This is a genomic window from Marinifilum breve (assembly GCF_003202155.1).
Taxonomy (GTDB): domain Bacteria; phylum Bacteroidota; class Bacteroidia; order Bacteroidales; family Marinifilaceae; genus Marinifilum; species Marinifilum breve.
Map to the genome: position 1 here is coordinate 51,047 of NZ_QFLI01000004.1, position 26,739 is coordinate 77,785.

A 26,739-nucleotide genomic window follows, 5' to 3' on the forward strand; every position below is an offset into this window, starting at 1 on the left:
TAGATTAAATTTAAATAAAAATTAGCGTAAATTAAAACCTATATATCTTTAATTAATCGTGAATTGTTAGAAAATTAATGCCAATAATATTTAGATTTTCTTAAACAATATAAAGCAACAAAGAAGTTAACCTCCTAATACATTCACAATTAACGAAGTAATATCCTATCAAATAAATACTGGCTTATACATTTGAAGATGAAAAAAACATGAGCAAAAAAAAAGAGGCTTACGCCTCTTTTCTCCTTCTGTCCGAATATCTTTTTCCATCGCTTTTTCCTCTGCGATCTTTGGAAGAATCTCTCCTGCCATATCCTCGATCTCTGCGATCTCCTCTATCACGATCACCACTTCTAGAACGTCCTTTTCGAGGAGCTCTATCTGAAGTAGGTCTATCGCCTGACACTTCAATTCTGATTTTTCTGCCACCAATTACAGCGCCAGCAAAACCTTTAATAATATCATCGGTAAATCCTTTTTCAACATCAAAGAATGAGAAAACACCTTTCAAATCGACTCTACCAACGTTTTTACCACGAACACCACATTGTTTGTGAATTAAATTCAACAAACGAGGTACATCAATTCCGTCTTTCTTACCAATATTGATAAACATACGGTCTTCACCACTGTTGCCTTCTTTTTTGTTTCTGCGTTGAGTAGTTGATTTCAGATTCAAATCATCTGCATTCTTGTAATACTCCCAAAAACGGTTGAATTCCAAAGAAACAAAACGCTTGATTAAATCTTCGCGACTTAATTCTACCAGCTCTTCGTTAATTCCATCGATAAATGGTGCAATTTCTTCCTCTTCAACCTCAACCTGGTTAACACGTTGCATGAAATTCATCAACTGTCTTTCACAAACTTCTTTTCCTATAGGAATTTTCACCTGCTCGAAATCAGTTTTTAATCTTCTGGAAAGATCTTTTACTTTGCGCTCCTCTCTTGGAGTAACCAAAGCAATAGAAATACCTTTTTTACCTGCACGAGCAGTACGTCCGCTTCGGTGAGTATAGAACTCTAACTCGTCAGGCAAGTTGTAATGAATTACGTGAGAAAGATCATCCACATCGATACCACGAGCAGCAACATCAGTAGCAACCAATAATTGCAACGAGCGGTTTTTAAAGTTACGCATTACCCTGTCGCGCTGTACTTGTGTTAAATCACCATGTAAAGCGTCGGCATTGTAACCGTCTTTCATTAACAATTCGGCAACTTCCTGAGTTTCCTTTCTGGTTCTACAGAAAATAATACCGTAAATGTCTGGGAAAAAATCTACAACACGTTTCAAAACATTGTAACGGTCGCGATTGTTCAACATGTAATATTGATGAGAAATATTCTTGTTGGTTGTATTTGCTTTTCCTACAGTAACCTCTGTAGGATCTGTCATGTAATTTTTAGAGATTCGTCGAACTTCTGGTGGCATAGTTGCAGAGAACAACCAAGTCACTTTTTCTTCGGATGTAGTAGACAAGATTGCATCAATGTCTTCTTTAAATCCCATGTTCAACATTTCATCTGCCTCATCAAGAATTAAATATTCAACAGCAGATAAATTAACAGCCTTCCTTCTAATTAAATCAAGAAGACGCCCTGGGGTAGCAACAATTACGTGTGCTCCTCTTTTCAGTTTTCGAATTTGCTCTTCGATACTTGCACCCCCGTACACATTCACAACGTTCAGGTTTAAGATATTCTTCGAGAATGTCTTAAGATCGTCTGCAATTTGGATTCCCAATTCTCTTGTAGGAGATAGAATCAAAGCTTGCGGTATTTTTACCTGTGGCTCGATAAGCTCAAGCAAAGGTAAACCGAAAGCCGCCGTTTTTCCTGTTCCGGTCTGAGCCAATCCCACAAAATCAGATCTTCCGTCGAGAAGAACCGGGATGGCTTGTTCTTGGATAGGAGTTGGGGTTTCGAAGCCTAATTCGGAAATAGCTTCTAGTATGGCCTTTGATAGACCAAGATTTTCAAATGAATTCATTCTATAATTTTTATGAGCCGCAAAGGTAGCAATTAAAATAGGAAGTAAAGCCTATTTTGAATAGAATGATCCAAATTAAATTCCAATAGTTAATTTTCTGATTTTAAAAGAGAAAGAATCAGATCTTTTATCTGTCAATTGCTCTATTTTTTCTTTAATTAATATGATGTATAATGATGACAATGATATCTTGAGAGGATATAATATTTCACAGCCTGATATCTATACATCAGATTACATTTTTATCGAGAGATACTTCTAAACAAAAAAACGTCTCGCAAAGCGAGACGGCTTGTATCTAATCTAGTTGATTTCTTTATTTTACCAGCATAAAAACTACTTCGGATTTAATTGCTGATGGCAATTCAATTTTTCGAAGTTCCAAACTTCTCATCCAGCCTGCAATTTCCTTCTCTTTCAAGCTGTATAATACTTCACGGAATTCATCGATCTGATCGTCGTTGTAATCATTCTCTTCGAAGTTTTTGTAGGCATCCAACTCTTCATCTTCATAATAGATGATCTCCTCAGACATTTTATTCAGAATGTCGGTTTCACAAATTTCATGTGCACCACAACACTCTTCCATTGGCTCAGCCACTGGTTCTTCTTCAACCTCCCCCTTACGCGCTCTTAGCTTTTGTCCAATCCAAGTAGAAAGGAAAGCAATTGCGGCAATCACTACAAGTGATATCAATAAAACTTCCATGAGTGCAAAACTAAAAATTAAGATCTATTAAATCAAGATATCTAGATATACTTTTTAACACAAGATTTTCCTTTCTCTACCTTTAAAACAACAAAACCATGAATCACAAGATAATATCGAGCCATTCATGGTTTATTTTTTTATGGATTTACAGTCTATTTCTTACCTGTTGCCTTTTCGTATTGTTTCTTGAAAAGGTTTCTTTGATTGGTCATGAACTCAAGCTCTTCTTCCAATCTCTTTTTCTCTTTTCTAAGCCAACCTAACTTTCCATCTTTTTCTTTAATCTGCTTCATCAAGGCTGAAATCTCATTCTCTTTACGAGCTACAGCTTCAGTTGATTTCTTCTTTTCGGTCTCAAGCTTCTTTTTGTCCCATTCAGCCTCTACCCCAGCAGCTTTTAAATCTTGTGCCAACTTGGTTGAATCCGATTTTAAACTTTGAATTTGCTTCTTCAAGTCAGTTATTGCACCTTCATTATTACTATTCTGATTAATCAGATCATTATACTTAGAAAGAGTTTCCTGCAATCTTGATTTTAAAGCTGTTGTATCCGAAGCCAATCCCATTAATTCGGTACTCAACTCATCAATTTCGGTATTCTTTTTGGCATTGCTTTCAGCCATACTATTTTTCATCTCGTTATACTCTGCCAAAGTTTTGTCCAGCTTTGAGTTTAGCTGAGTGATTTGCTTTTTCTTTTTTGAATTCTCCTTATCTAAGGCAGATACTTTTGCATCGCTTCTTCGCTTTGCATATTCAAGTTCTTCATATTTTTTCTTTGAAACAACACATGACGTTAGCATTAATGATGCCAAAGACAGAACAAGCAATTTACTTCTCATAGGACTTATATTTTAATTTCGTAGTTGATTATCTATATCTATAACTGAAATACAAGCGAAGATATTTTTTATTCAACAAAAAATAAATATTTCTGACTAAAATTAACATTTTTTAAATGGATTCTCACAAGAATCGCTTTTCTAGCTCTTATATTAACATATCTTTGTATATCATGATTGCCAAATGCAAATTGGCAAAGAATTTGAACAACAGAAAAGAAACAATCCTACATATCATGCAAAAATTTAGATTATTGCTTGTAATGCTTTGTGCATTCTCACTTACAGTTTTCTCGCAGGAAAACGAAAGCCAAGAAGACAATTCGGATATCATCAGAATTGTTGGTAAACTAACCAACAAACAAAATAATGAACCAATACCATTTGCCAATGTTGGTGTTATTGGATCTTATATTGGTGCTGCTTCTAATTTAGACGGCATTTTTGAGTTTAAAATCCCTGGGAAATACAGCGAAAAAATGATTCAAGCTTCTGCTGTTGGTTTTTCAACTTTTACAGCAAAGGTTTCTGAATGTACTCAGGTAGATACTCTGGAGATCGTACTAACACCAAAAAACTACAATATTGGTGAAGTGGAGGTGATGGCTGAATCACTGGTTTTACAGAAAAGAATTAAAACTGCACTTGAACGAATTCCTGATAACTATCTTCAAACTCCTTTCAACTACGATGTTTATTATCGATCGGAAAAGTTTGAAAACAAAGAATTGAACAGACTTCGCGAAGCTGCTGTTAGAATTTATGACGACAAAGGATATCAGCGTGCAGATGCATACCAAGTTTTCAAAGAGCGAGGATACAGGTTCCTGCAGGTACGCAAAAACTTCGAACCAGCCTCTTTGGCTGATGGTTCAACCTTTTTAGACGAATTGCTTGAAATGGATATCGTAAGAAGTCGTGGAAATGTTTTAAATGGAAATCACATCAGCTTCTACGATTTAAAATTGGATCAAATCACCGAATATGAGAATGATTCAATTTGGGTAATTAGCTATAAAAGCAAACGTCCGATGCTAAGTAATACAGGTGATTACTATGCGAAAAGTTATTCTGGTAAATTGTACATTAAAACCAAAGATTACGCAGTAATTAAGAATGAAACACATGTTGTTGCTACAAATTACTCGCCTCAAGGAAGAAGTTTCTATGTGAATGAGAACAGACAAAAATGGCAACCTTTAAAAATCGAATATGATTTTAGCGTGACCTACAAACAACACTCAGGTAGATATTACCTAAGTTACGTGAATTATAAGCGTCATCACGAATTGAAGGAAAAAGAAACTGGTATTCCCAAATCAATTGACATCAATACGGAAATGCTAATCACCAAAATTAACACTGAAAACCCTGAGATTATTGAAAAAAGAGCATACTACGAAAATATGCCTTTCGATAAGAAGTTCTGGGATTCCTATAATATTATTTTCGATGGAGAATAGAGAAAGAGGCGAAAGCCTCTTTTTTTTGTTCTAACATGAAACGCATTACAAAGACGTAGCGATGCTACGTCTCTACAGAATCATATTCTTACTATGACATAAACCAATTGATCCATAAATTGTCCATTCTTATAGATTGCTGATTTTTGGATTGATTCCAACTCAAAACCAGCCTTTTCCAAAACTATCGTCGAAGCTTTATTGCCAGTAAACACATATGCATACAAGCGAACAATTGGAAAGTTTTGAAATGCCAATTCAACCATCTCTTTCACCACATTGGTCATTATCCCCCTGTTCCAAAACTCTTCACCTAACCAATAGCCTAATTCTGCAGATTTTCGATAAACATCCTTCTGTCTTTCTACACCAATTGCACCAATTACTTCCTTGTTAAGAGTTATTGCCAGGTTATAAGAATCAATGGTTCTGTTCGCAAAACGCACCCAATTAACGGCATCGGAGTATGTATATGGTTTTGGAAAGCTATCTTTTAAAAATTTAGCTACAGCATCATTATCAGCATATTTCACCAAGCTATCTTCGTCACCTTTTTGCCATTTTCTTAGCACCACATTTTGTACTTCTAGCTTTACTGATTCCATAACACGTGTATTTAAAATTGAACATCAATCGATTACTTACAAACAAGTTCTTGAAAATATCGCTTCGGCGCAATATTTTAACTCGAAATATGTATTAGAAAATGCATTACTAGGTGAAAAGACTTTAAAACAATACCTATTAAATCATTCCTCTTCATTCAATAAGGATTCTTCCTACAACGGAAAGGCCCCTCAAAATATTAATTGATCATTTCCGTCAACGGATGAGCTTCTCAAAAAAATAATTGATCACTTCCGCCAACGGACGAGCTTGCCAAAAAAATAATTGATCACTTCCACCAACGGACGAGCTTCCCAAAAAATTAATTGATTACTACCACCAACGGACGAGCTTCCCAAAAAAATAATTGATCACTTCCGCCAACGGACGAGCTTCTCAAAAAAATAATTGATCACTTCCGCCAACGGACGAGCTTCTCAAAAAAAATAATTGATCACTTCCGCCAATGGACGAGCTTCCCAAAAAATTAATTGATTACTTCCGCTCACGGATGAACTCCTCTATAAATTCAACCAACACACCCAATACCAATTCGCACAAAAAAACCGCCTTAAAACTAAAGCGGTTTGCAAATTATTTAGAATTGAAAATTACTCTTCAGTATTTTCAACCTCTTCTTCTTTATCAAGATCTTCAAGAAGATTGTTTTCTTGTAGTAAATTATACCACTGGAATATTTTCTTCATATCCGATACATATACTCTATCTTCGTCGTAGTTAGGCAATACTTCACCCATATATCCTTTCAATTCATTTCCTGAAGCTTTATGGCTGATTGCCTTTCCTCCGTTTTCTTTCTCTTTAATGTTTTTGAAAACGTCAGCCAATGGCACATCTCCTTCATCTGTAAAAATTGCGATATCTTCTAATGCGCTAATTTTTGAAGTTGCATATGCTGGCATGCGTTTTTTATCAACCAACGATTCAACAATCAAAGCATTTTTTGCATTCGATACCATTTTAAAAAGACCCGAATGTCCTGATATAGCTAATATTCCTTTCAACATATTTTCAAATTTTAATTTTGGAAGCACAAATTTATAATTCCATAGTATTATACAAAACTATTTGGCAAAAAATAGTTTAAAAGCTTTTGTTTTATGCAAAGCCTCGCTCTTTCTTAATCTTCTCGAAAGCTTCATTTACTTTCTGAAACTTCTCTTTTGCAGCCTCTTGAACATCTTCACCAAGATAACTTACCTTATCGGGGTGATATTTTATAGCCATTTTTTTGTAGGCTTTTTTCACTTCTTCATCAGTAGCATCCTTGCTTAATCCAAGAATCTTATAACTCGAATCAGTATCCTGAACAAACATTGACTTGATAGAAGAATAATCATTCCCTTGAATTCCAAGATAGTATGACACCTTATCGATAATTGCCTGTTCTGAACTTGAAATTGATCCATCAGCCTTCGCAATTCCGAATAAAAAATGCATCAACTGTAATCTCGAAGAATAATCAAGATTAGCCTGAACCTGTCGGCAAACTTCTTCAACCGGAATATTTTGCTTTAAAATATCTTTGAGCATTCCAACAGCTTCTGTAGCACGCGCAGCACCAAAGCTTTTCACCAAATTGGCTTTCACGTAATCCAGTTCGGAACGAAGCACCTTTCCATCAGCTTTCATTACTGCAGCAACCAGAACCAATAGGCTCATTACGAAATCTCCCTGGCGAGTTTGGCCTGCTACCTTCCCTCCTTCTATTTCAATTGTATCAAAAGCAGAACCAACCAAGTATCCCAAAATACCTCCTAATGGTCCTAGAAAAGCCCAACCTAATCCTCCGGCTATCCATTTTCCATATTTACCCATATGTGGCAATCAATTTTTAATGTATTATTAATATCTGGCTGAAAAAGCCAGAAAGCTTTAAAGATAGTATAATTAAGGTTCTTTATCAGATATATCACAAAACCTTAACAAAGTTTAACACCCACTTAGTTCCTCATGGATATTCATGATTTGTGGCAATATTAAATCCGAATTGTTATAAATTACGAAATCTGATTTTTCAATTTTCACATTTTCGTCAAGTTGATTCTTCATGCGCTCCATAACCGCATTGGCATCAACCCCATCACGCTCCATCACACGTTTAATTCTAATTTCTTCACTTGCCGTAACACAAATAATCTTATCAAAATTCTTATACAAACCAGTATCGAATAATATTGCAGATTCTTGTATTACATATGGCGATTGCTGATTCTCGCTCCAGCTTTGAAAGTCATTCCTAACAACAGGATGAACAATCGCATTTATATCCTGTAAAGCCTTAGGATTGTTAAAAATAATATCGGAAAGGTGTTTTCTATTAAGAGTTTTATTCTCAAAGTACACATCAGCGCCAAATCTATCAATCAACCTGGTTCTAATTTCATCACTTTCTATCATTAAGCGTTTTGCTTCCTTGTCGGAAACATACACAGGAATTCCCAGTAATTTAAATACCTCGGCAACAATAGATTTTCCTGTACCAATTCCTCCTGTTAAACCTATTTTTAGCATGATAAACTGTTATTGAACCGACTTACGTTTCTCAATTAGGAAAGTAACGGTTTGAGGATAAAAACGAACATTTGAAACAAAATCAGGACTTCGCTTCAACTCAACCTTTAATTTGTTTCCGTCACCTTGTGCAGCTTCTAAATAATCTACTCTTACATCGAAATGATCTTCCGTAATATTTTCATATTTATTCATTCCTACGAAATACGAAAGCTTTACATCACCCGGAAATAAACGTAACAATACTGAATCAGGTAAGTTATCAACCTTTATCGATACATTCTTATTAGCCTCGGTAAATCGTTCAACAGGAATATTAACTGTGAGTTTTTTAGGTGAGAAACTAACTCCTTCAATTTTCTCAAAATCAATTTCCTTTTCTGTGCTCTTTTTCAATCCCAATAACTCCAACGGTTCTGTTTTTGCAAAACGTACCGAATCAAGTAATGATTGAGGCCCTTTTACCAAAACACTATCGAATTCTGGAAGAATTGTCCCTCCCTTCATAAATTGCTGCTCATAATTCAGTTTCAAATCCAATACTACCGGTACTTTTTTCTCCAAAATAGGTGAAAATTGAAAACGAATGGTGTCTGGACTAATGGCTTCCAAACGAATACCTGTCGACAACTCTTTCTCTATTCTTTCTGTTATGTTTGAGGTGAGAAGGTTATAGCTATTAAGCGAGCTACCAGTAATTCTATTATTGGTATACTTATTTACATCAAATGGATTTGATAAAAAAGCGGTACTCAATTTGTAGCGAAGCAAATCAAAACCATATGCATTTACACGCAAATTTAACTTCTTGGGAAGATCATTGGTAAGCACTTTATCTTTCGGAAAGTTCATGTAATATACAGGGTAATTGATACTCGTTGTATATTCTTTACTCAGTGCATTCAAAAACCAAAAAATTGTTGATAAACCAACAAAGAATAAATAAACCAATAGTTTTTTATTCGATGTTATTTTTTCTTTGTTAAAATATCCTTTTAGTTTTTGAAGATCGAGATTATTCAAGGTGCTTAGTGTTTAGAAAAGCTGTGCCTTAGTAGGCACAGCCTGATAAATTATTTTTGAGCAACGTCACTCATGTCTTTTACAACCGCAGCTTTATCAATTTTCAAACGGTTTTGTCCTTCTACTTCCATAATAATTGCACGTTCCTGAATTTCCAGTACTTTTCCGTAAATACCACCAGTAGTTACAACTTTATCACCTTTCTTCAATTCATCACGGAATTTTCTTAACTCCTTCTGTTTTTTCATCTGAGGACGAATCATGAAGAAATAAAATACTACGATAATTAAAATCAAAGGAATAAACGAAGTTAAACCTCCCTGACCTTCTGCAGGCTGAGTCATCAATAAGATGTTTAGCATATTCATTTCAATCCAAATTTAATGGTCTCTCGACCGATTTATTATAAAATTACAAATCATTTAATAACTAATCCACATTTGCTGTAATAATCAGCTTTTTCTTTTTCTGCAAAGTATTACTATAAATCGTAATAACTTTGTATTGTTTTCCATATCGTCCTTTGGAATTGAACTCAATGGTTATTTTTGATTCTTCTCCAACTTTAATAGGTTTCTTAGACCATTTAAAGTTTGCACAACCGCAATCACTTTCTATACTTTTAATGATTAAGTTGCTTTTACCAACATTCTTAAAGTAGAAATCGCAAACTCCTATTTCTCCCTCCGAAATCTTCCCAAATTTATGTATTTCTTTACTAAACTCAAACTTAGGATACTTGCCTGATTTTGCTGATTCTACTCTATCTAATCCAACTGTCTTATTCTCTCTAGATGAACTTCCTGTGCAGCCTAAAACAAACACAAACACCAACAATTGCGCAAAAATGCCCCACTTTATATCTCTAAATTTTAATACACTCATACTTTAATTTTCGGATTTCGAAAGTACAAAAATTTCCATGAATCCGTTCATATCAATTCGCATAAAACAAAAATGCGCTTAATCCATTGATTAGCGCATTTTAAATTATCTATTAAAAGTTAAGATTATACCTCGCCAACAAGTCCTCTACCTACTTTCTTAACTTTTCCATTTTCTTTTAACTCTTTAACCAATTTATCAAGTATACCATTAATAAAGTTGCTTGAGTTCGAAGTACTATAAAACTTCGCAATTTCAAGATACTCATTAAAACTTACCTTTACCGGAACATTCGGAAACTCCTTCAACTCAGTTAAAGCCAACTCCATAATTAGAATATCCATAAAGGCAATTCGCTCCAAATCCCAGTTTTTGGTGTTTTTCTGAATCATCTCAACATGTTCTGTGTGATTCACCACAGCCTTACGGAACAAAGTTTTCACATAATCTTCATCTTCATCATCCTTAAACAAAGACATAATTGAAGTATGCTGATCATCATTCTCTTTTAATCCCTTAATCGTCTTAATTACCATGCTAATGATAAATTCGATCTCATCATTCCAATAAATACTTTTTTCTTCCATTAAAGAATAAAAATCTTCATCGGCAGCAACAAGAGTCAAGAAAAATTTCTCAACAAACTTTTTATCATCCTGATAAGAATTATTCTCAGCATTCATATAATCGATATACAAATCTGAATTCACCAACTTATCAAATAACAATCGAATGTAATCTTCCTGATCCGTCCATGTAATTGTATTGGATTCAGCATAACTATTCAACTGTATGTTTTCAGCCAATTGTCTAATTACTTTGTTGTCTATAAATCTGGTGTTGGGATTAAGATCCTCTTGAGTAGGGATAATTTTAGCTTTAGCTGTTTCAATCTTCTTTTCTGAAACAAAAGCTAGCTCTACAATCAGCAGAAGCAAATAATGGTACAAATCGTAAGCTTTACCAATACTGAAAAACAATTCTTTTTCAGCTTTTGCAATTGTGCGATCTTGGTTTTTATAGTACGCATACAGCAATTGCAATACTTTCACTCGAAGTAATCTTCTACTAATCATATCCTTAAAGAACTTTTACAAATTTGTTATTGTGGCTGCAAAATTAGACTTTTTTTATAACCCGACAAGTAATTTTGAAAAAAACAGTAAAAAGAATTAAAGATCAGACTATCCTATACTTTACATATAACAAAATGATGTAAGTCAATCAAAGCCAATTGAAAAGGTTTGCATACTGAATTTAAATTACTTTTTTACGATAATAAATTACTAAGTAATAGCAATTAGTACGCAGATTTTTTTATTTTTGAAGACAATAAACAGAATAAATTAAAATTTATTTGAAATGGAAGGTTACGACAATAAAGATGGATATGGAAAAAAGAATCGCGATGAAATTTTTTCGAACGCGATTAGGGCGGGAAAAAGGACGTACTTCTTTGATGTAAAAGCAACAAGGAAAAACGACTACTATCTTACAATTACAGAAAGTAAAAAACGCTATGACAAAGAAGGAAACTATTCCTTCGAGAAACACAAAGTATTTCTATACAAAGAAGATTTTGACAAATTTTCTGAAGGATTGCTAGAAGCTTTGGATTTTATCAAATCATCGAATAAAGAAGCCAACGAAGTAGAAGAATTGTTCGTAACCGAAGAACAAAATACAAACTCAGAACTAATTGAAGGATTAGAAGCGGAGGCCTATTCAAACGTTGAATTTGAAGATTTATCGGAATAAATATCATTTTATAAAACTTAAAGCTGCTTTTAACGAGCAGCTTTTTTTGTTTCTTGCACACTAGTGTAAAAAAATAACACAAAACTGTTACATTTGCATTGGGCATATTTTTATTAAGTCCAAATATAACGCCTCATTTATTTTAATGAGTATTAAAAATCCCTATTAATAGGGATTGTAAATATTGAAAATTTCCTATACGTTTGACCAACTTTTAGGAAAATTTGTGGTGTTTCTCATCGGAAAATAACATCACATGATGAATACTAAACTACCTGACAAATCAGGCAACAACACACAACAAGGAAATTTAGAACGAATGAAACTATCTGAGTTAACAGATAATCAAGAAGGAATAATAACCAAAGTTTTAGGACATGGTGCATTTCGAAAGAGAATTACCGAAATGGGCTTTGTTAAAGGGAAAAAAGTTACTGTTATTAAAAATGCTCCTTTAAAAGATCCTGTAGAGTATGAAATTATGGGGTATGAAGTTTCTCTGCGTAGAAGCGAAGCTGCATTAATTGAAGTAATTACCCAAAAAGAAGCGAATAGTATAAAATTATCCGATTTCGAAGGAACAATTAGTGATGAAGTACTTAAAACTTCAGCGAAAGAAAAAGGAAAAAAGATAAATGTAGCTCTTGTAGGAAATCCTAATGCCGGAAAAACAACATTATTCAACCATGCCTCTGGATCTAAAGAACACGTAGGAAATTACAGCGGCGTTACAGTTGACTCTAAACAAGCTCGAGTAAAGCAAAATGGTTATCAATTTGATGTAACGGATCTACCAGGAACTTATTCCCTTACCGCGTATACTCCTGAAGAATTATTCGTAAGAAAATACATCATGAATGAAAGTCCTGATGTTGTTATCAACGTTGTAGATGCTTCAAACTTAGAAAGAAACCTTTACCTAACAACTCAGCTTATCGACATGGATATTAAGGTAATATTAGCCTTAAACATGTACGATGAATTGGAAAAGAAAGGAGCAACTTTCAATTATAAGGAACTTTCAAAAATGTTGGGAATTCCTATTGTTCCAACTGTTAGTTCAAAAGGTAAAGGGGTAAAAGAATTATTCGACAAGGCGATTGAAGTATATGAAGACAGAGATCCAATAGTTAGACACATTCATATCAATTACGGTAAAATTGTAGAAACCGCTATTTCTAAAATACAAACCGTAATCAAGAAAGATCGAAAGCTATCTTCTAGCATGTCGCCAAGATATCTATCAATAAAGCTTTTGGAAGATGATGAAAGTGCACGTCATATTATTCACGAAAGCGATCTTCATTTTGAAATAAAGTCGGTAGCAAAAGAACAAATTGCAAAGATTGAAAAGGAATTTGGCGAAGTATGCGAAACGGTTATTACAGATGCCAAATATGGTTTTATTGATGGAGCTCTGAAAGAAACCTATAAGGAAAGCCCTATCAAGAGAAGACGAAATACAACCTTGATTGATACATTTATCACTCATAAATTATTTGGATTTCCTATCTTCTTAAGCTTTATGTTTTTAACATTCTACGCCACATTCAACTTGGGTGAATACCCAATGAGTTGGATAGAAATGGGTGTAGAGGGTTTAAGCAACTTAATCGATAATTTAATGGCGGAAGGTCCACTAAAAGACCTTCTTATTGATGGAATTATCGGAGGTGTTGGAGGAGTTATTGTTTTTCTGCCTAACATTCTTATCCTCTTCTTCTTTATTTCCTTTATGGAAGACACAGGCTACATGGCACGTGCTGCGTTCATCATGGATAAGTTGATGCACAAAATAGGCCTACATGGAAAATCATTCATCCCTTTGGTTATGGGATTTGGATGTAATGTGCCAGCTATGATGGCTACCAGAACACTTGAGAATAGAAGCGACAGGATACTGACCATGATGATTATTCCATTCATGTCATGTAGTGCTCGATTGCCGGTTTACATTCTTATCATTGGTACCTTTTTCCCAGAAAACGCAAGTGTAATGCTTTTCGGCATTTACATGCTAGGTATTGCATTAGCAGTATTATTTGCGAAGATTTTTAAAGCCAGCTTTTTTAAATCAAAAGATGCGCCATTTGTAATGGAGTTACCTCCATATAGAATACCAACTCTAAAAGCAACCACTAGACATATGTGGAGCAAAGGAGTACAGTATTTAAAGAAAATGGGTGGTGTTATTCTAGTTGCTTCCGTAATAATCTGGGCTTTGGGATATTTCCCATTAGACGTAGATTACTCAAAAGATTACAATAACTTAATTGCACAAAATGAAGCCAACACCAAAGTAAAACTGGAAAATGCAAATGAAGTTGACAAAGGTTTCATACAACAACAAAGTGATGCAGAAATTGCTACACTACGAAACGATATGCTTGAAGAAAAGCAGGAAAATTCATACATAGGTAGAATTGGACATTTTATTGCTCCTGCAATGCATCCTTTGGGTTTCGACTGGAAAATGTCAGTTAGTATGCTTACAGGAATTGCAGCAAAAGAAGTAGTTGTAAGTACAATGGGCGTATTATATCAGGAAGGAGAAGGCAGCGATGAAACTAGCGAGAGCTTAAGAAGCAAATTAAGAGAACAGGAATTCACAGGTAGTCACAGAACTGGAGAAAAGGTTTTTAGTGCCTTAACAGCCTTATCATTCTTGATTTTCACTTTGATTTATTTTCCTTGTGTAGCTGTAGTTGCAGCATTAGTTAAAGAAGCAAATTGGAAATGGACTGCATTTGTTGTATTTTATACAACCGGACTTGCATGGCTGGTTTCATTTATTGTCTATCAAGTAGGGAACTTAATAATTTAAATCATGAGCATACAGCTTGCACTAACATACCTAATTATTACTTATGCAGTTGGATATACACTCTATCAACTGTTTCAAATGGTAAAAAAACAAAAAGAATCCGCTTGTGGTGGCGGATGCAGCGGTTGTGATTTTAAGAATGAACTTAAAAATAAAGGGATTCATACAATTTCAATTGATAAGAATGAAAAGTTTACATATCTTAAAAACTAACTATCCCCGATACCACTACTTACAAATGCATTAGAACATACAATTTAATCATAACAAAAAAAAGGGATAACAATTGTTATCCCTTTCATTTATCTTATGCTTTAAGCTTAATTATGCTCCTAAAGTAGCAACCATTACAGCTTTAATAGTGTGAAGACGATTTTCAGCTTCATCAAATACGATAGATGCTGGAGATTCGAATACTTCTTCAGTTACTTCGATACCGTCTAAACCAAACTTCTGGAAAACTTCTTCTCCTACTTTAGTTTCTCTGTTGTGGTAAGCAGGAAGACAGTGCATGAATTTACACTTATCGTTACCAGTCATTTCCATAGTTTCCTTATTCACTTGGTATGGCTTCAACGTATCAATTCTTTCTTTCCATACTTCATCTGGCTCACCCATTGATACCCAAACGTCAGTATAAAGGAAATCACAACCTTTAACACCTTCTTCAGTGTTATCAGTAACAGTTACTTTTGCACCTGTTTCTTTAGCAATTTCAAGACATTGAGCTACCAATTCTTCTTCTGGTTGAAGATTCTTAGGACCTACGATTCTTACATCCATACCCATTTTAGCAGCACCTACCATTAATGAGTTAGCCATGTTGTTTCTAGCATCACCTAGATAAGCGAAAGAAACTTGGTGTAATGGCTTATCACAGTGCTCCATCATAGTAAGGAAGTCAGCCAAAATTTGAGTTGGGTGGAATTCGTCAGTTAAACCATTCCATACTGGTACACCAGCGTGCTTAGCCAACTCTTCAACAACAGTCTGACCGAAACCACGGTACTCAATACCATCATACATACGACCTAGTACGCGTGCAGTATCAGCCATAGATTCCTTAACACCAATCTGAGATCCTGAAGGTCCCAAATAAGTTACGTGAGCTCCCTGATCGTAAGCAGCTGTTTCAAAAGCACAACGCGTACGAGTAGAAGACTTCTCGAAAATTAAAGCGATGTTCTTACCCTTTAGAGTTTGAACTTCGTTACCAGCATATTTAGCTCTTTTTAAATCTCTTGCAAGATCTAACATGTACTGAATTTCTTTTGGAGAAAAATCCAAAAGCTTCAAAAAACTTCTGTTTCTAAGATTGAAAGCCATTGTTATAATTTTAATAGGATAAACAAATATTTGTCAAAAATAGAGTCTTGTACCAACATAACAAAACGAAGGCACAAGATTCTTATTTAATTTTATTTCTCGTATTCCATAGTAATTTTACTACCATACTTTTTGTCCTCAAGCTTAGTAGCTTCGGTAATTACCGATTTTTTACCTCCATTTTGAACAAACTCCAGGCAAGCTCTAATTTTTGGGGCCATACTACCTTCTGCAAATTGACCATCTTTCATCAATTCCATGGTATCTTTGTAGTCAAGGAATTCTAAAATTTCTTCGTTTGGTTGCTTAAAGTTCTTGTAGATATATGGAACATCAGTTAAGATATAGAATTCATCAGCTTCAATTCTTGCACCAATTAAGGCAGAAGCCAAGTCTTTGTCTATAACACCTTCTACTGGACAAATCTGACCATCAGCATCCTCGTATACAGGAACACCACCACCACCAACAGTGATAACAATATTTCCTTCACGAGCCAATTTTGAAACGATTTCTTCGTTCATAACTCTCATTGGTCTTGGCGAAGGCACTACTCTTCTCCATCCACCATCAGCTTTTACTTCTTCTTTAAAAATCCATCCTTTATCAGCAGCCAATACATCAGCTTCTTCTTTAGTATAGATCTTACCTACACGTTTTGTTGGATTTTCAAACGCTGGATCATCCTTATCAACAACAACCTGAGTAACCAAAGTAATAACATCTTTCTGAATACCATGCTTCTTCAAAATGTTTCTTAAGTTACGCTCAATCATGTAACCAATACCTCCCTGAGAATCGGCAACATCAATATCCAATGGCATTTGAGGAATATTATACATTTGCTCACCAGCATCGTTTCTCATTAGAATGTTTCCAACTTGTGGACCATTACCGTGAGCCAAAACAATATCATATCCTTCTTTAATAAGGAAAATCAAATTTTCAAGAGTATCTGTTGTGTTTGTATTTTGTTCTTCAACAGTACCTTTCTGATTGCCTCGAAGCAACGCATTACCTCCTAAGGCTACAACTGCTAATTTATTCATTACTTTTCGCTTTATGTTTTTCTTGTTAGTTTTGCAAAACTAAAAAAATAAATTACAAAACAAGAAAAATTGCATTTTTTTAAAAACTTTTTCAAACACTGTTTTTCAACACATTACAGAGATTCTATTTTTACTGTTTAGTAGTTTATCTTGTAAAATAATGAAATTCAAAGCAAACTGAAAACTTCATATCACTCGTTTGCACAAATCAAATTAAACAATGCTGTTATGTTTATTTTTTTTAGATTTTAATCCAAATTTATTTTATTCATCTTATCAGCATAATTTAAAACTTAAAACCAAAATAATCGTAGAAACTTTAGATTCTTTGAGAAAGAAGATTAGTTTTAACATTTATTCTAGTATGTTTTTATACTTTTAGGAAGTATTTTAAAGCTACTATACCTAACTAAATTTACCAACTAACTCGAATTTTATGAGGCTACCCATTTTCCTTCTTTTATTTACAATCATCTTAAGTTCTTGTAATAATAAATCAGGAAATAAGAACAAAGCCGACGAAGGACTTATTATTTACGATGTTAGTTATTACGCTTCGGAAAAAGAAAATCCTATTGTCGCACTTCTTCCGAACAAGGTAGAATTAAGGTTCAAAGAAAATAACATCAGTTTAACCTCTGAGGGATACCTTGGATTTTTCAGCACAAAATTTATTTCAAATTTCGAATGTGATAAAAGCCACATACTCCTTAAGGTACTGAACAACAAATTCAATTATGAATTTCCGAAAGAAGAGGTTGCTTTTATTTACAACCAACTATCTCCTACCAAAATAAAATACTTAGATGAAAGTAAAATAGTAGCTGGTTACAAATGCAAAGTTGCCAAGCTTTTTTTCGAGGACAAAACAATAAATCCTATCAAAGTTGCGTATACAGAAGAGATTGGTCTTGCAAATCCAAACAGAAACACACCATTAAATGAGATTGAGGGTGTTCTTATGGAGTTTGAAACTACAATGAATAAAATACGAACAAAATTTACGGCAGAATCTGTAAGCTTAGAAGAAATATGTCAAGATGAATTTACAGTTCCTGAAGGCTACGTTCTTTCTGATAAGGCAACTTTGAAGAAATATATTTTAGGTTTCAACTAGTTAAAGATTTTAGACAAAAATTAATCTTTTGTACGCCGGTAAAACTGTGGATTTCCAAGTCATTTTTATTACTTTTACATAAATTTCGCAACAGCGTGACATCAGCAACACACTGAAAAATAATCGAATGGCTACAAAAAAGAAATCAAAACCTAAATCCAAAAGAAAGATATTCTCAAAACCCAAGTTTTTAAATGACGAAAGAGCTCGTTTTATTTTGGGAGTTACTCTTTCTCTTTTTACCATATATACATGCTTGGCATTTGTGTCTTTCTTTTTTACAGGAGGTGCAGATCAAAGTAAACTGGATATTAAATGGCTCGAGTTAATTACGGATTCGGAAATAAGAGTAGAAAACTGGACGGGTAAAACCGGAGCTTACCTTTCAAATCTATTTATCAACAAAGGCTTTGGAATTGCATCTTTTTCTTTTCTATATGTTATGGTGGTTCTATCCTTGCGATCGTGGGGATTAAAAATTCAATCCATCAGAAAAAGTATTCTTTATACCTTATTATTTAGCATTTGGTTGTCAATAGGAATGGCCTTTGTATTTGTAGATTCAACAAGCGATTCGTTTCTGTTCCTGGGTGGTATTCATGGATTCTTTATAAGTGAATGGCTAGTTTCCATTATTGGTAGCGTAGGAACTTTATTCTTATTAATATTAAGTCTTCTTTGCCTGTTAACATTCGGATTTCAAAATACCGTTGGCTTTTTTAAAGGATTGGTTAAGAAGAAAGAGAAATCCGCGGAAGCGATTACTGAAGATGATGTTTTAGAAGAAGAGGAGGTTGCTGAAGAAATTACAGAACAACCAGAAGCCATTGAAGGAGTAGAGTTAGAAACACCAAACTTCGAATCGGAAATTCTATTAACAGAAGAGCCAGAAGCTCCGTTAGAAGTAATAGAAGAACCTGTTGCAAAGGAAGCAGAAAGTGAAGATGATGTAGAGTTAAAAATTGAAACAGTAAGAGAACAGGAAGAAACTGTTCCTATTAATCAAGAACCTTTAGAGGATTTCGATCCAACCTTGGATTTATCAAGATATAAGTTCCCAACCATTGACTTATTGGAAGATCACCAAATAAACAATTCGGTGGTAAGCAAAGAGGAGTTGGAAAGCAACAAGAATAAAATTGTTGAAACTCTTCGACATTATAAAATTGAAATTGTACAAATTAAAGCAACCATCGGACCTACGGTTACTCTTTATGAAATTGTTCCCGCACCAGGAGTTAGAATTTCCAAGATTAAAAACCTGGAAGATGACATTGCACTAAGTTTGTCGGCATTAGGAATTCGTATCATTGCTCCTATTCCCGGAAAAGGAACAATTGGTATTGAGGTACCTAACCAAAATCCTGAGGTAGTTTCCATGAAAGGAATTATTGCATCGAAGAAATTCCAAGAATCGAAACATGCACTTCCTGTTGCCATGGGGCGTACCATTTCCAACGAAACCTATACGCTCGATTTGGCAAAAATGCCTCACCTTCTGGTGGCTGGCGCTACTGGTCAAGGTAAGTCGGTTGGTTTGAATGCAATCATTACATCTCTTTTGTATAAAAAGCATCCATCACAATTGAAGTTTGTTTTGATTGACCCTAAAAAGGTAGAGTTAAGCATTTATTCAACCATCGAGAAACACTTCTTGGCAAAACTTCCCGACGAAGAAGAACCAATTATTACAGATATCAATAAGGTAATTGCAACATTGAATTCCTTGTGTATCGAAATGGATTCTCGTTACGATTTGCTGAAAAAAGCGCATGCAAGAAACATTAAAGAATACAATACCAAATTTGTAAAACACAAATTAAATCCGGAAAACGGACACAGATACTTGCCATATATTGTGGTAATTATTGATGAGTTTGCCGATTTGATTATGACCGCTGGTAAGGAGGTTGAAGCTCCAATTGCCAGAATTGCCCAGTTGGCGCGTGCAATTGGTATTCACATGATTATTGCCACACAAAGACCTTCAACAAATATCATTACGGGTGTAATCAAGGCGAACTTCCCTGCCCGAATTGCATTTAAAGTAGCTTCGATGATTGACTCGAGAACCATTTTGGATAGTCCTGGCGCCAATCAGTTAATTGGGCGAGGTGATATGCTGATATCAACCAGTAGCGATTTGGTTCGTGTACAATGTGCCTTTGTGGATACCCCAGAAGTTGAAGCAATTACAGATTATATTATGGAGCAGCAATCCTACCCTTCTGCACTGATGTTGCCTGAATATGTTGGAGAATCAGCGGAAAGTGGAGCTGGTGAAATTGATCTGCAGAAGCGCGATGCATTGTTTGAAGAAGCTGCTCGCTTGGTGGTAACTTCACAGCAAGGATCAACTTCGGGAATTCAGCGCCGATTCTCGATTGGCTATAACCGCGCAGGTAGAATTGTTGATCAGCTGGAAGCTGCAGGAATTGTAGGTCCTTTTGAAGGAAGTAAAGCCCGACAGGTACTTATTCAGGATGAATATTCGCTAGAGCAACTTTTAAATAACATTGCAAATTAGATCTGGCACAATAATTGAATTAAAAATCGAACAAATTATAAAATCAGAACAATGAAAAACATTTTTTGTTTCCTCTTACTTGGACTTATCAGTCTAAATGTATCAGCACAAGATGCTAAAGCAAAAGCGATTCTAGATAAAGTATCAGCTATAAATAAAGAATATAAAAGTATTAAGGCGGAGTTTACCTTTTCTATGGACAACGAAGAAGAGGATATTCACGAAATCTCGGAAGGAAGTATCATACTAAAAGAGAACAAATACAAACTTCAATTGATGGGAGTTGACACCTATTTTGATGGAACAACTCAATATTCTCACATTATTGATGCTGAAGAAGTAAGCATCAAAGAGCCAGATGAAGACGAAGATGAAGCATTAAACCCTGCTAAGATTTTTTCCATCTACGAAAATGGTTTTACTTATAAATATGTAAATGAAGTAAGTGAAAAAGGGAAAAAACTTCATGTAATCGATTTATTTCCTACCGATGAAGAGCGTGGTTTTACTCACATCCGACTAAAAATTGATCAGGCTACAAACCAAATCAGTGCTCTAAAATCAGTTGGTAAAGATGGAAATGATGTTAGCATTATCTTGAAGAAACTTACGCCTAATGTTACATTGACTGATAAGGATTTTGTATTCGATACTGCTGCAAATCCTGATGTGGATATTAATGATATGAGATAAAGTAATTCTACTAAAATATATACTCCAATCCTCTGCTCTCGCAGGGGATTTTTTTATACAATAATAGAATTAATGTAATTTAAACTGAAAAAGGATTTCATTCTAAAAAAAAGATCAATTGCAAAAGGAAGTAGAGTAAAATTTTGATGCGAAGTACTTTATACAATTGCAAAAACCCAACTTTTTGGAAAAAAGTGGTATTGTAAACCACAAAAAAGCTTTTTTTGAAAAAGTCAACCCATTGTCATGTGACAATAAGTTGTATTCTTGGCTAGAAGTACTTTTTACAATTGCAAAACCCAAACTTTTTGGAAAAAAGTGGTATTGTAAACCACAAAAAAGTTTTTTTGAAAAAGTCAACCCATTGTCATGTGACAATGAGTTGTATTTTTGGCTAGAAGTACTTTTTACAACTGCAAAACCCAACTTTTTGAAAAAAAGTAGAATTGCTCACTTCAAAACGCAATTTTTGAAAAAGTCGACCAATTGCAGAAAGAAATGGGATAAAATTTTGGCCTGAAGTTGTTTTTCCTATTTCAAAAGCGAGCAAATTAAAAGAGAGAAATTAACTTCTTCATTAATTCTTTCATTTCCTCCAATATATCTGAAATAAGAACGTTTTATGAGATCAACACATACAAAATACTGGTATTTTGTATATCTTCGATCAGATAAATATTCATCCTTATGAAAAGATTCAAATTCTTTATATGCCTATTTGTAATAGGCATCCTATCATTATCACATACAAACGCTAAGCAACTTTCCGAACAATCTGAAGTAAGTTTGCTAACCTGTTCGCCAGGTGAAGATATTTACCGACATTGGGGACACTCAGCACTGCGATTTCATGATCCTCTAAACAAAATTGACCTAGTTTTTAATTATGGGACATTCAATTTTAACACCCCAAATTTTTACACAAAGTTTGCTAGGGGAAAATTAATGTATCGTTTAGCATATGAATCTTACCGTGATTTTTTGCCTGAATATATGAAATCTGGTCAAGGAGTAACCGAGCAGAAATTAAATTTAGATCTTGATACAAAAAGAAAGCTATTTGCCGCGGTAGCGGAAAACTACAAGCCAGAAAATAGGTATTATTATTACGATTTCTTGTTCGACAATTGTTCAACCCGAATAAGAGACATTATTGAGGCCAATGTTGAGGGCAAAATCATTTACAAAGAAAATAAGGATGAGCCTAAAAACTTCTGGAACTTGCTGGATCATTTTATGAATCGAAGTCGATGGATTCACTTGGGGATCCATATCATTTTAGGTTCGCCATGCGATGTGGAAGCAACGCCATACCAGTATATGTTTTTACCTGATAACATGATGTATGCTTTTGCCGAAGCTACCGTATTAAATAATGGCGAAAGAGTTCCACTTGTTAGCCATACCAAAGAAGTATTAAATCCAGCTTTGGATTATAAAATGACAGAATGGTACAAGCGCCCAGGTTTTATATTCGGGATACTTTCACTAATCATTTTATGGGTAAGCATTCGTACATTAAAAAGCAAGCTCAATTATTTTATTATCGATCACGTTTTGTTCGGAGTAACAGGTTTAGTGGGTTGGGTAATTATTTTTCTTTGGTTTTTTACCGATCATCAAGCAACCGGACCAAACTGGAATATCCTTTGGGCGTTACCTTTTTACTTTCCTGTAGCAAACATCTTGCTAGGCTTGAAAAATAAAGCATCATACTTCTTCTTCTTTACAAGCTCTGTACTATTATTAATTGTTTTGGCGACATGGTTCATCATTCCACAATCATTTCCGAATGAAATTTTGCCAATTGTAGCCTTATTATTCATACGATCAATCTATATCGTTAAAAAATTAAAACTCAAGTTGGTTTAATGGATACTTTAGAAATTAATCAAACAAAATTTACAAAAACATTCCGAATTGGCTCTTTCGATACCGATTTTAATGGAAGGGTTAAACTTACATCCATATGCAATTACCTGCAAGAAATTGCGGGTATGCATGCCGATGCCTTAAATTGGGGAATCGATAAATTAATGCAGCAAGATTTATCATGGGTTTTAACCCGATTAAAGGTGAAAGTTATTGATTATCCGAAATGGACCGATGAAATAACCGTTGAAACCTGGCCTACAGGAATTGAAGGCTTATTTGGGAACAGAGATTTTAGAATTCTTGATAAAGATGGCAAGACGATCATCCTGGCAAGTTCATCGTGGTTAATTATTAATATCAAGAGCAAAAGGCCAACTCGCCCCCACTCCATTATCGATGGTGCGAAATATGACAATGCCAAAAAGGTATTTGAAGCACCTTTGCAAAAATTAAATACTGATGTTCCTGAAAATCCAAACTTAACTATTGATGTGCATTTTAGCGATATTGACATTAACCAGCATGTTAATAATGTGAAGTACATCAAATGGATAATAGATTCTTGTCCAATAGAGAAATTAAGCTCTGGCTCGATCGATGAATTGGAAATTAATTTTCTGCACGAGGCCAAATACAACGATAAATTAAGCATTTATAACAATTACAGTAATAATGACGATCGCGAATCTCACTTTCTGATTAGAAACAACAAAAGCAATGTAGAAAATTGCAGGTCTATTATTAAATGGAAATAATTTAAGAACAATATGCAACAATTTTTATCCGGATTCGAATCCGCTTTTTCATACTTAATTTCACTATCTCTTTTTGATCATTTTTTAATCCTATTGCTTTTCGGCATTGTTTTTCAGTTAAAAGAATGGAAAAATTTGTTTTCACTTTTCCTTGCCCTTGGTATTGGTTCTCTAGTGGGATTGCTTTTGGCATGTTTTAAAATCACTCATTTCTCTAATTCAACCATAAGGTTGGCAACGGCAATTTCATTATTGGCAGTTGGAGTTCACCATATGATTTCAAACAACTTATCAGCAAACGCAATTCGATACAATTTTTTCGCATTAATCGGATTGGTAGTTGGCACCAGCATTAGCTTACACTTTCTAAAATCATTCGGAAGCAACTTAAAATTCATTCACCTTTCGGGATACAGCCTGGGAGTGTTGGCAGCATACCTAATCATTATATTGGCAGGATTGTTGATTTCTGCTTTAATCATTGCAGTATTCAAAACCGACAGAAAAAGCTTTAACCTTTCCATTTCGGGAATTGGTATTGGAATAGCATTGGTTTTAATATATTTGAGATACTAATCCTTAGTGATATGGGTTAAAAAAAATGCGAATCGAGATGATTCGCATTTTTTTTGCTTCTATATTTTCTTGTTACACTTTATGTGTCAACTGATCTACTTTACTGATTTCCATAAAAGAAACTCCCTTAGATGGACCAAAGCTACCACCAATGATAATCACCATATCATCACCGGTAAAGTATTTCTTTTCCATCAAGGTATACATTGATTGCTTCACATATTCATCTCTACTGGCCAACAGTTTTCTATAACCTGCTTCAACTCCATACGAAAGAGCCAACTCACGCATCACTCGTTTTGAGTAACACAAGGCATAAACAGGAGAAGTTCCTCTGTAAGCTGATAGATATCGCCCTGTTCTTCCAGTCAAAGTATCAGTAACAATTGCTTTTACAGGAAGTAATTGTGATGATTTTACAGCAGAACGTGCCAAAATTGCTGTTAATTCCTGGTTACTAGGTACGAAATTCTTTCTTGTATCAGGATATAATTCTTTCTCAACCTCAATCGCAACTTCCTTCATGGTTCGAACCGATTCCACCGGATATTCACCATAAGCAGTTTCTCCACTTAGCATGATTGCATCAGTTCTATTGTAAATCGCATTTGCAATGTCACTAACTTCTGCACGTGTTGGTCTAGGATTTTTAATCATTGAATGAAGCATCTGTGTTGCAATAATCACAGGTTTTTTACGCTCCATACATTTTCTAATGATTTTTCTTTGAATAACAGGTAATTTCTGAGCTGGGATTTCAATTGCCAAATCACCCCTTGCAACCATTATACCATATGCATGATCAAGAATTTCATCAATATTATCAACACCTTCCTGATTTTCAATTTTTGCAATGATTTTTACTTTTGAATCATATTTATCAAGAATTCTTTGAATTTCCAGAACATCCTCTTTATTTCTAACAAATGAATGCGCTATAAAATCAATATCCTGCTCAATAGCAAAATCGATAAAAGTTCTATCCTTTTGAGTAAGTGAAGGTAATTTAATAGAAACGCCAGGTACGTTTACACTTTTACGATTTTTAATAGGTCCTTCGTTTTTAGCCTCGACAAGCAAGAAATCATCATGCTTTTCAATAACTAACAACTCAAGTTCTCCATCATCAATCAGGATCTTCTTACCGACTTCTACATCATTTACAAAATTCTCGTAACTAACCAATAAGCAGTCATCTGCCGTTTCATCCTCTTTTTTTCCCTTAATTTTAATCTTATCACCACTATTAAGGAATAAATCATCTTCAACATCTACTGTTCTGATCTCAGGACCTTTTGTATCCACAAGTAATGCTATCCTGTCCGAAACAGCTCTTACATTATCAATTACTTTTTGTGCATCGGCATGTGTTTGATGTGCTGTATTAAGCCTTACAACGTTCATACCCTCTTCAAAAAGTTGTGTAAGAAATTCAACATCACATCTCTTGTCAGAAATCGTTGCAATAATTTTCGTATGCTTCTTCATAGAAAAACTCTTTCATTATTAGTTTTGGCAATACAAAGATAGTCAATATTACCACAAGGATACAGGCAAATATTCTATAGCATAAATTGCAAACGATGTAAAAAAAACTTTTATCACAAAAAAGTAAACTTTAATCCAAACAAGACAAAAGTGCCTCTATCGCTAGGCGATAAGAATCCAATCCAAATCCCGCAATTGTGCCAATACAATCCTTACCAATCATTGTTTTTCCTCTGAAAGACTCTCGCTTATGCACATTTGATATATGTACCTCAATAACAGGCGTATTCACAGCAGCAATCGCATCTCCAAGAGCTACAGATGTATGAGTATAAGCACCAGCATTCAGAATAATACCATCATAATCGAAACCCACACGATGTATTTCATTTATCAATTCTCCTTCTATATTAGATTGATAATATTCAAGTTGAATTTTTCCGTACATCATCTTTAACTCCTCAAAATAAGTTTCGAACGAAACTTCTCCATATATAGATTTTTCGCGCACTCCAAGCAAATTTAGGTTGGGACCATTTATTATCAAAAAATTCATCTTATCAAAAAAAATTAAGGTTAAACATAAATAGTATATGAAAAATTTGTCAGCTTACGTAATATTTTTTTAAATTGCACACAAGAATTATCATAAACATTTCGTATATTTAAACGACTGAGTAAAACTACAAATT

At 34.4% G+C, this 26,739-nt stretch carries 25 protein-coding genes; 10 read left to right on the forward strand and 15 right to left on the reverse strand.

Annotated elements, in window-relative coordinates; translation table 11 throughout:
- Positions 1-229: 229 nt before the first annotated feature.
- The 3 genes from DF185_RS10165 to DF185_RS10175 form a co-directional block, all read right to left on the reverse strand.
- Positions 230-1,993, reverse strand: coding sequence for a DEAD/DEAH box helicase (locus tag DF185_RS10165; protein ID WP_110360644.1), 1,764 nt, complete (start codon positions 1,991-1,993; stop codon positions 230-232).
- A 316-nt stretch (positions 1,994-2,309) separates the two neighbouring features.
- Entirely contained in the window at positions 2,310-2,702 is a 393-nt protein-coding gene (locus DF185_RS10170) for a phospholipase (protein ID WP_110360645.1), read from the reverse strand.
- Between the two features lie 155 nt (positions 2,703-2,857).
- Positions 2,858-3,547, reverse strand: coding sequence for a GumC domain-containing protein (locus tag DF185_RS10175; protein ID WP_110360646.1), 690 nt, complete (start codon positions 3,545-3,547; stop codon positions 2,858-2,860).
- 236 nt (positions 3,548-3,783) lie between these two features.
- Between DF185_RS10175 and DF185_RS10180 the strand changes: the two genes are divergently transcribed.
- A complete protein-coding gene (locus DF185_RS10180) occupies positions 3,784-5,010 on the forward strand; it encodes a carboxypeptidase-like regulatory domain-containing protein (protein WP_165836002.1) in 1,227 nt (408 codons plus the stop codon).
- A gap of 80 nt (positions 5,011-5,090) precedes the next feature.
- On the opposite strand, the gene DF185_RS10185 is transcribed toward DF185_RS10180, so the two are convergent.
- The 8 genes from DF185_RS10185 to nusB all read right to left on the reverse strand — a co-directional run bounded on the left by DF185_RS10185 (position 5,091) and on the right by nusB (position 11,135).
- Entirely contained in the window at positions 5,091-5,615 is a 525-nt protein-coding gene (locus tag DF185_RS10185; RefSeq protein ID WP_110360648.1) for a GNAT family N-acetyltransferase, read from the reverse strand.
- A 612-nt stretch (positions 5,616-6,227) separates the two neighbouring features.
- A complete protein-coding gene (locus tag DF185_RS10190; protein ID WP_110360946.1) occupies positions 6,228-6,644 on the reverse strand; it encodes a DUF5606 family protein in 417 nt (138 codons plus the stop codon).
- Between the two features lie 91 nt (positions 6,645-6,735).
- The gene (locus tag DF185_RS10195; RefSeq protein WP_110360649.1) at positions 6,736-7,455 is read right to left on the reverse strand and encodes a TerB family tellurite resistance protein; all 720 of its coding nucleotides are present in this window, start codon (positions 7,453-7,455) and stop codon (positions 6,736-6,738) included.
- A gap of 114 nt (positions 7,456-7,569) precedes the next feature.
- Positions 7,570-8,151: a dephospho-CoA kinase gene (gene coaE / locus DF185_RS10200; RefSeq protein WP_110360650.1), complete on the reverse strand. Its 582-nt coding sequence runs from the start codon at positions 8,149-8,151 to the stop codon at positions 7,570-7,572.
- 9 nt (positions 8,152-8,160) lie between these two features.
- The gene (locus DF185_RS10205; RefSeq protein ID WP_110360651.1) at positions 8,161-9,174 is read right to left on the reverse strand and encodes a CdaR family protein; all 1,014 of its coding nucleotides are present in this window, start codon (positions 9,172-9,174) and stop codon (positions 8,161-8,163) included.
- 50 nt (positions 9,175-9,224) lie between these two features.
- The gene (gene yajC, locus DF185_RS10210; RefSeq protein ID WP_110360652.1) at positions 9,225-9,542 is read right to left on the reverse strand and encodes a preprotein translocase subunit YajC; all 318 of its coding nucleotides are present in this window, start codon (positions 9,540-9,542) and stop codon (positions 9,225-9,227) included.
- A 61-nt stretch (positions 9,543-9,603) separates the two neighbouring features.
- Positions 9,604-10,059: a DUF1573 domain-containing protein gene (locus DF185_RS10215; protein ID WP_110360653.1), complete on the reverse strand. Its 456-nt coding sequence runs from the start codon at positions 10,057-10,059 to the stop codon at positions 9,604-9,606.
- Positions 10,060-10,184: 125 nt separating this feature from the next.
- Positions 10,185-11,135 (reverse strand): transcription antitermination factor NusB, encoded by a 951-nt coding sequence (nusB, locus tag DF185_RS10220; RefSeq protein WP_110360654.1) that lies wholly within the window; start codon positions 11,133-11,135, stop codon positions 10,185-10,187.
- Between the two features lie 286 nt (positions 11,136-11,421).
- On the opposite strand from nusB, the gene DF185_RS10225 reads away from it, so the two are divergent.
- The 3 genes from DF185_RS10225 to DF185_RS10235 all read left to right on the forward strand — a co-directional run bounded on the left by DF185_RS10225 (position 11,422) and on the right by DF185_RS10235 (position 14,854).
- A complete protein-coding gene (locus DF185_RS10225; protein ID WP_110360655.1) occupies positions 11,422-11,817 on the forward strand; it encodes a DUF3276 family protein in 396 nt (131 codons plus the stop codon).
- A 256-nt stretch (positions 11,818-12,073) separates the two neighbouring features.
- Positions 12,074-14,641, forward strand: coding sequence for a ferrous iron transport protein B (gene feoB, locus DF185_RS10230; RefSeq protein ID WP_243421766.1), 2,568 nt, complete (start codon positions 12,074-12,076; stop codon positions 14,639-14,641).
- A 3-nt stretch (positions 14,642-14,644) separates the two neighbouring features.
- Positions 14,645-14,854 carry a FeoB-associated Cys-rich membrane protein gene (locus tag DF185_RS10235; protein ID WP_110360656.1) on the forward strand — a complete coding sequence of 70 codons (210 nt, stop codon included), beginning with the start codon at positions 14,645-14,647 and terminating at the stop codon, positions 14,852-14,854.
- 111 nt (positions 14,855-14,965) lie between these two features.
- Here the strand turns inward: DF185_RS10235 and DF185_RS10240 are convergent, their stop codons facing one another.
- Positions 14,966-15,967, reverse strand: coding sequence for an ornithine carbamoyltransferase (locus DF185_RS10240; protein ID WP_110360657.1), 1,002 nt, complete (start codon positions 15,965-15,967; stop codon positions 14,966-14,968).
- Between the two features lie 92 nt (positions 15,968-16,059).
- Entirely contained in the window at positions 16,060-17,016 is a 957-nt protein-coding gene (arcC, locus tag DF185_RS10245; protein ID WP_110360658.1) for a carbamate kinase, read from the reverse strand.
- Between the two features lie 436 nt (positions 17,017-17,452).
- Between arcC and DF185_RS10250 the strand changes: the two genes are divergently transcribed.
- The 6 genes from DF185_RS10250 (at position 17,453) to DF185_RS10280 (ending at position 24,559) form a co-directional block, all read left to right on the forward strand.
- Positions 17,453-18,133: a hypothetical protein gene (locus DF185_RS10250; RefSeq protein WP_110360659.1), complete on the forward strand. Its 681-nt coding sequence runs from the start codon at positions 17,453-17,455 to the stop codon at positions 18,131-18,133.
- A 127-nt stretch (positions 18,134-18,260) separates the two neighbouring features.
- Complete coding sequence (locus DF185_RS10255; RefSeq protein WP_110360660.1) at positions 18,261-20,660, forward strand: FtsK/SpoIIIE family DNA translocase; 2,400 nt, start codon at positions 18,261-18,263, stop codon at positions 20,658-20,660.
- Positions 20,661-20,711: 51 nt separating this feature from the next.
- Positions 20,712-21,353, forward strand: a complete 642-nt coding sequence (gene lolA1, locus DF185_RS10260) for an outer membrane lipoprotein periplasmic chaperone LolA1 (RefSeq protein ID WP_110360661.1) — start codon at positions 20,712-20,714, stop codon at positions 21,351-21,353.
- Between the two features lie 687 nt (positions 21,354-22,040).
- Positions 22,041-23,225: a lipoprotein N-acyltransferase Lnb domain-containing protein gene (locus tag DF185_RS10270; RefSeq protein ID WP_110360663.1), complete on the forward strand. Its 1,185-nt coding sequence runs from the start codon at positions 22,041-22,043 to the stop codon at positions 23,223-23,225.
- A complete protein-coding gene (locus DF185_RS10275; RefSeq protein WP_110360664.1) occupies positions 23,225-23,983 on the forward strand; it encodes an acyl-[acyl-carrier-protein] thioesterase in 759 nt (252 codons plus the stop codon). Before DF185_RS10270 ends, DF185_RS10275 begins: the two co-directional genes overlap by 1 nt.
- A 12-nt stretch (positions 23,984-23,995) precedes the next feature.
- Entirely contained in the window at positions 23,996-24,559 is a 564-nt protein-coding gene (locus DF185_RS10280; protein ID WP_110360665.1) for a HupE/UreJ family protein, read from the forward strand.
- 72 nt (positions 24,560-24,631) lie between these two features.
- Here the strand turns inward: DF185_RS10280 and pyk are convergent, their stop codons facing one another.
- Both pyk and aroQ read right to left on the reverse strand, forming a co-directional pair.
- A complete protein-coding gene (gene pyk / locus DF185_RS10285) occupies positions 24,632-26,047 on the reverse strand; it encodes a pyruvate kinase (protein ID WP_110360666.1) in 1,416 nt (471 codons plus the stop codon).
- A gap of 130 nt (positions 26,048-26,177) precedes the next feature.
- Positions 26,178-26,603: a type II 3-dehydroquinate dehydratase gene (gene aroQ / locus DF185_RS10290; protein ID WP_110360667.1), complete on the reverse strand. Its 426-nt coding sequence runs from the start codon at positions 26,601-26,603 to the stop codon at positions 26,178-26,180.
- Positions 26,604-26,739 lie beyond the last annotated feature (136 nt).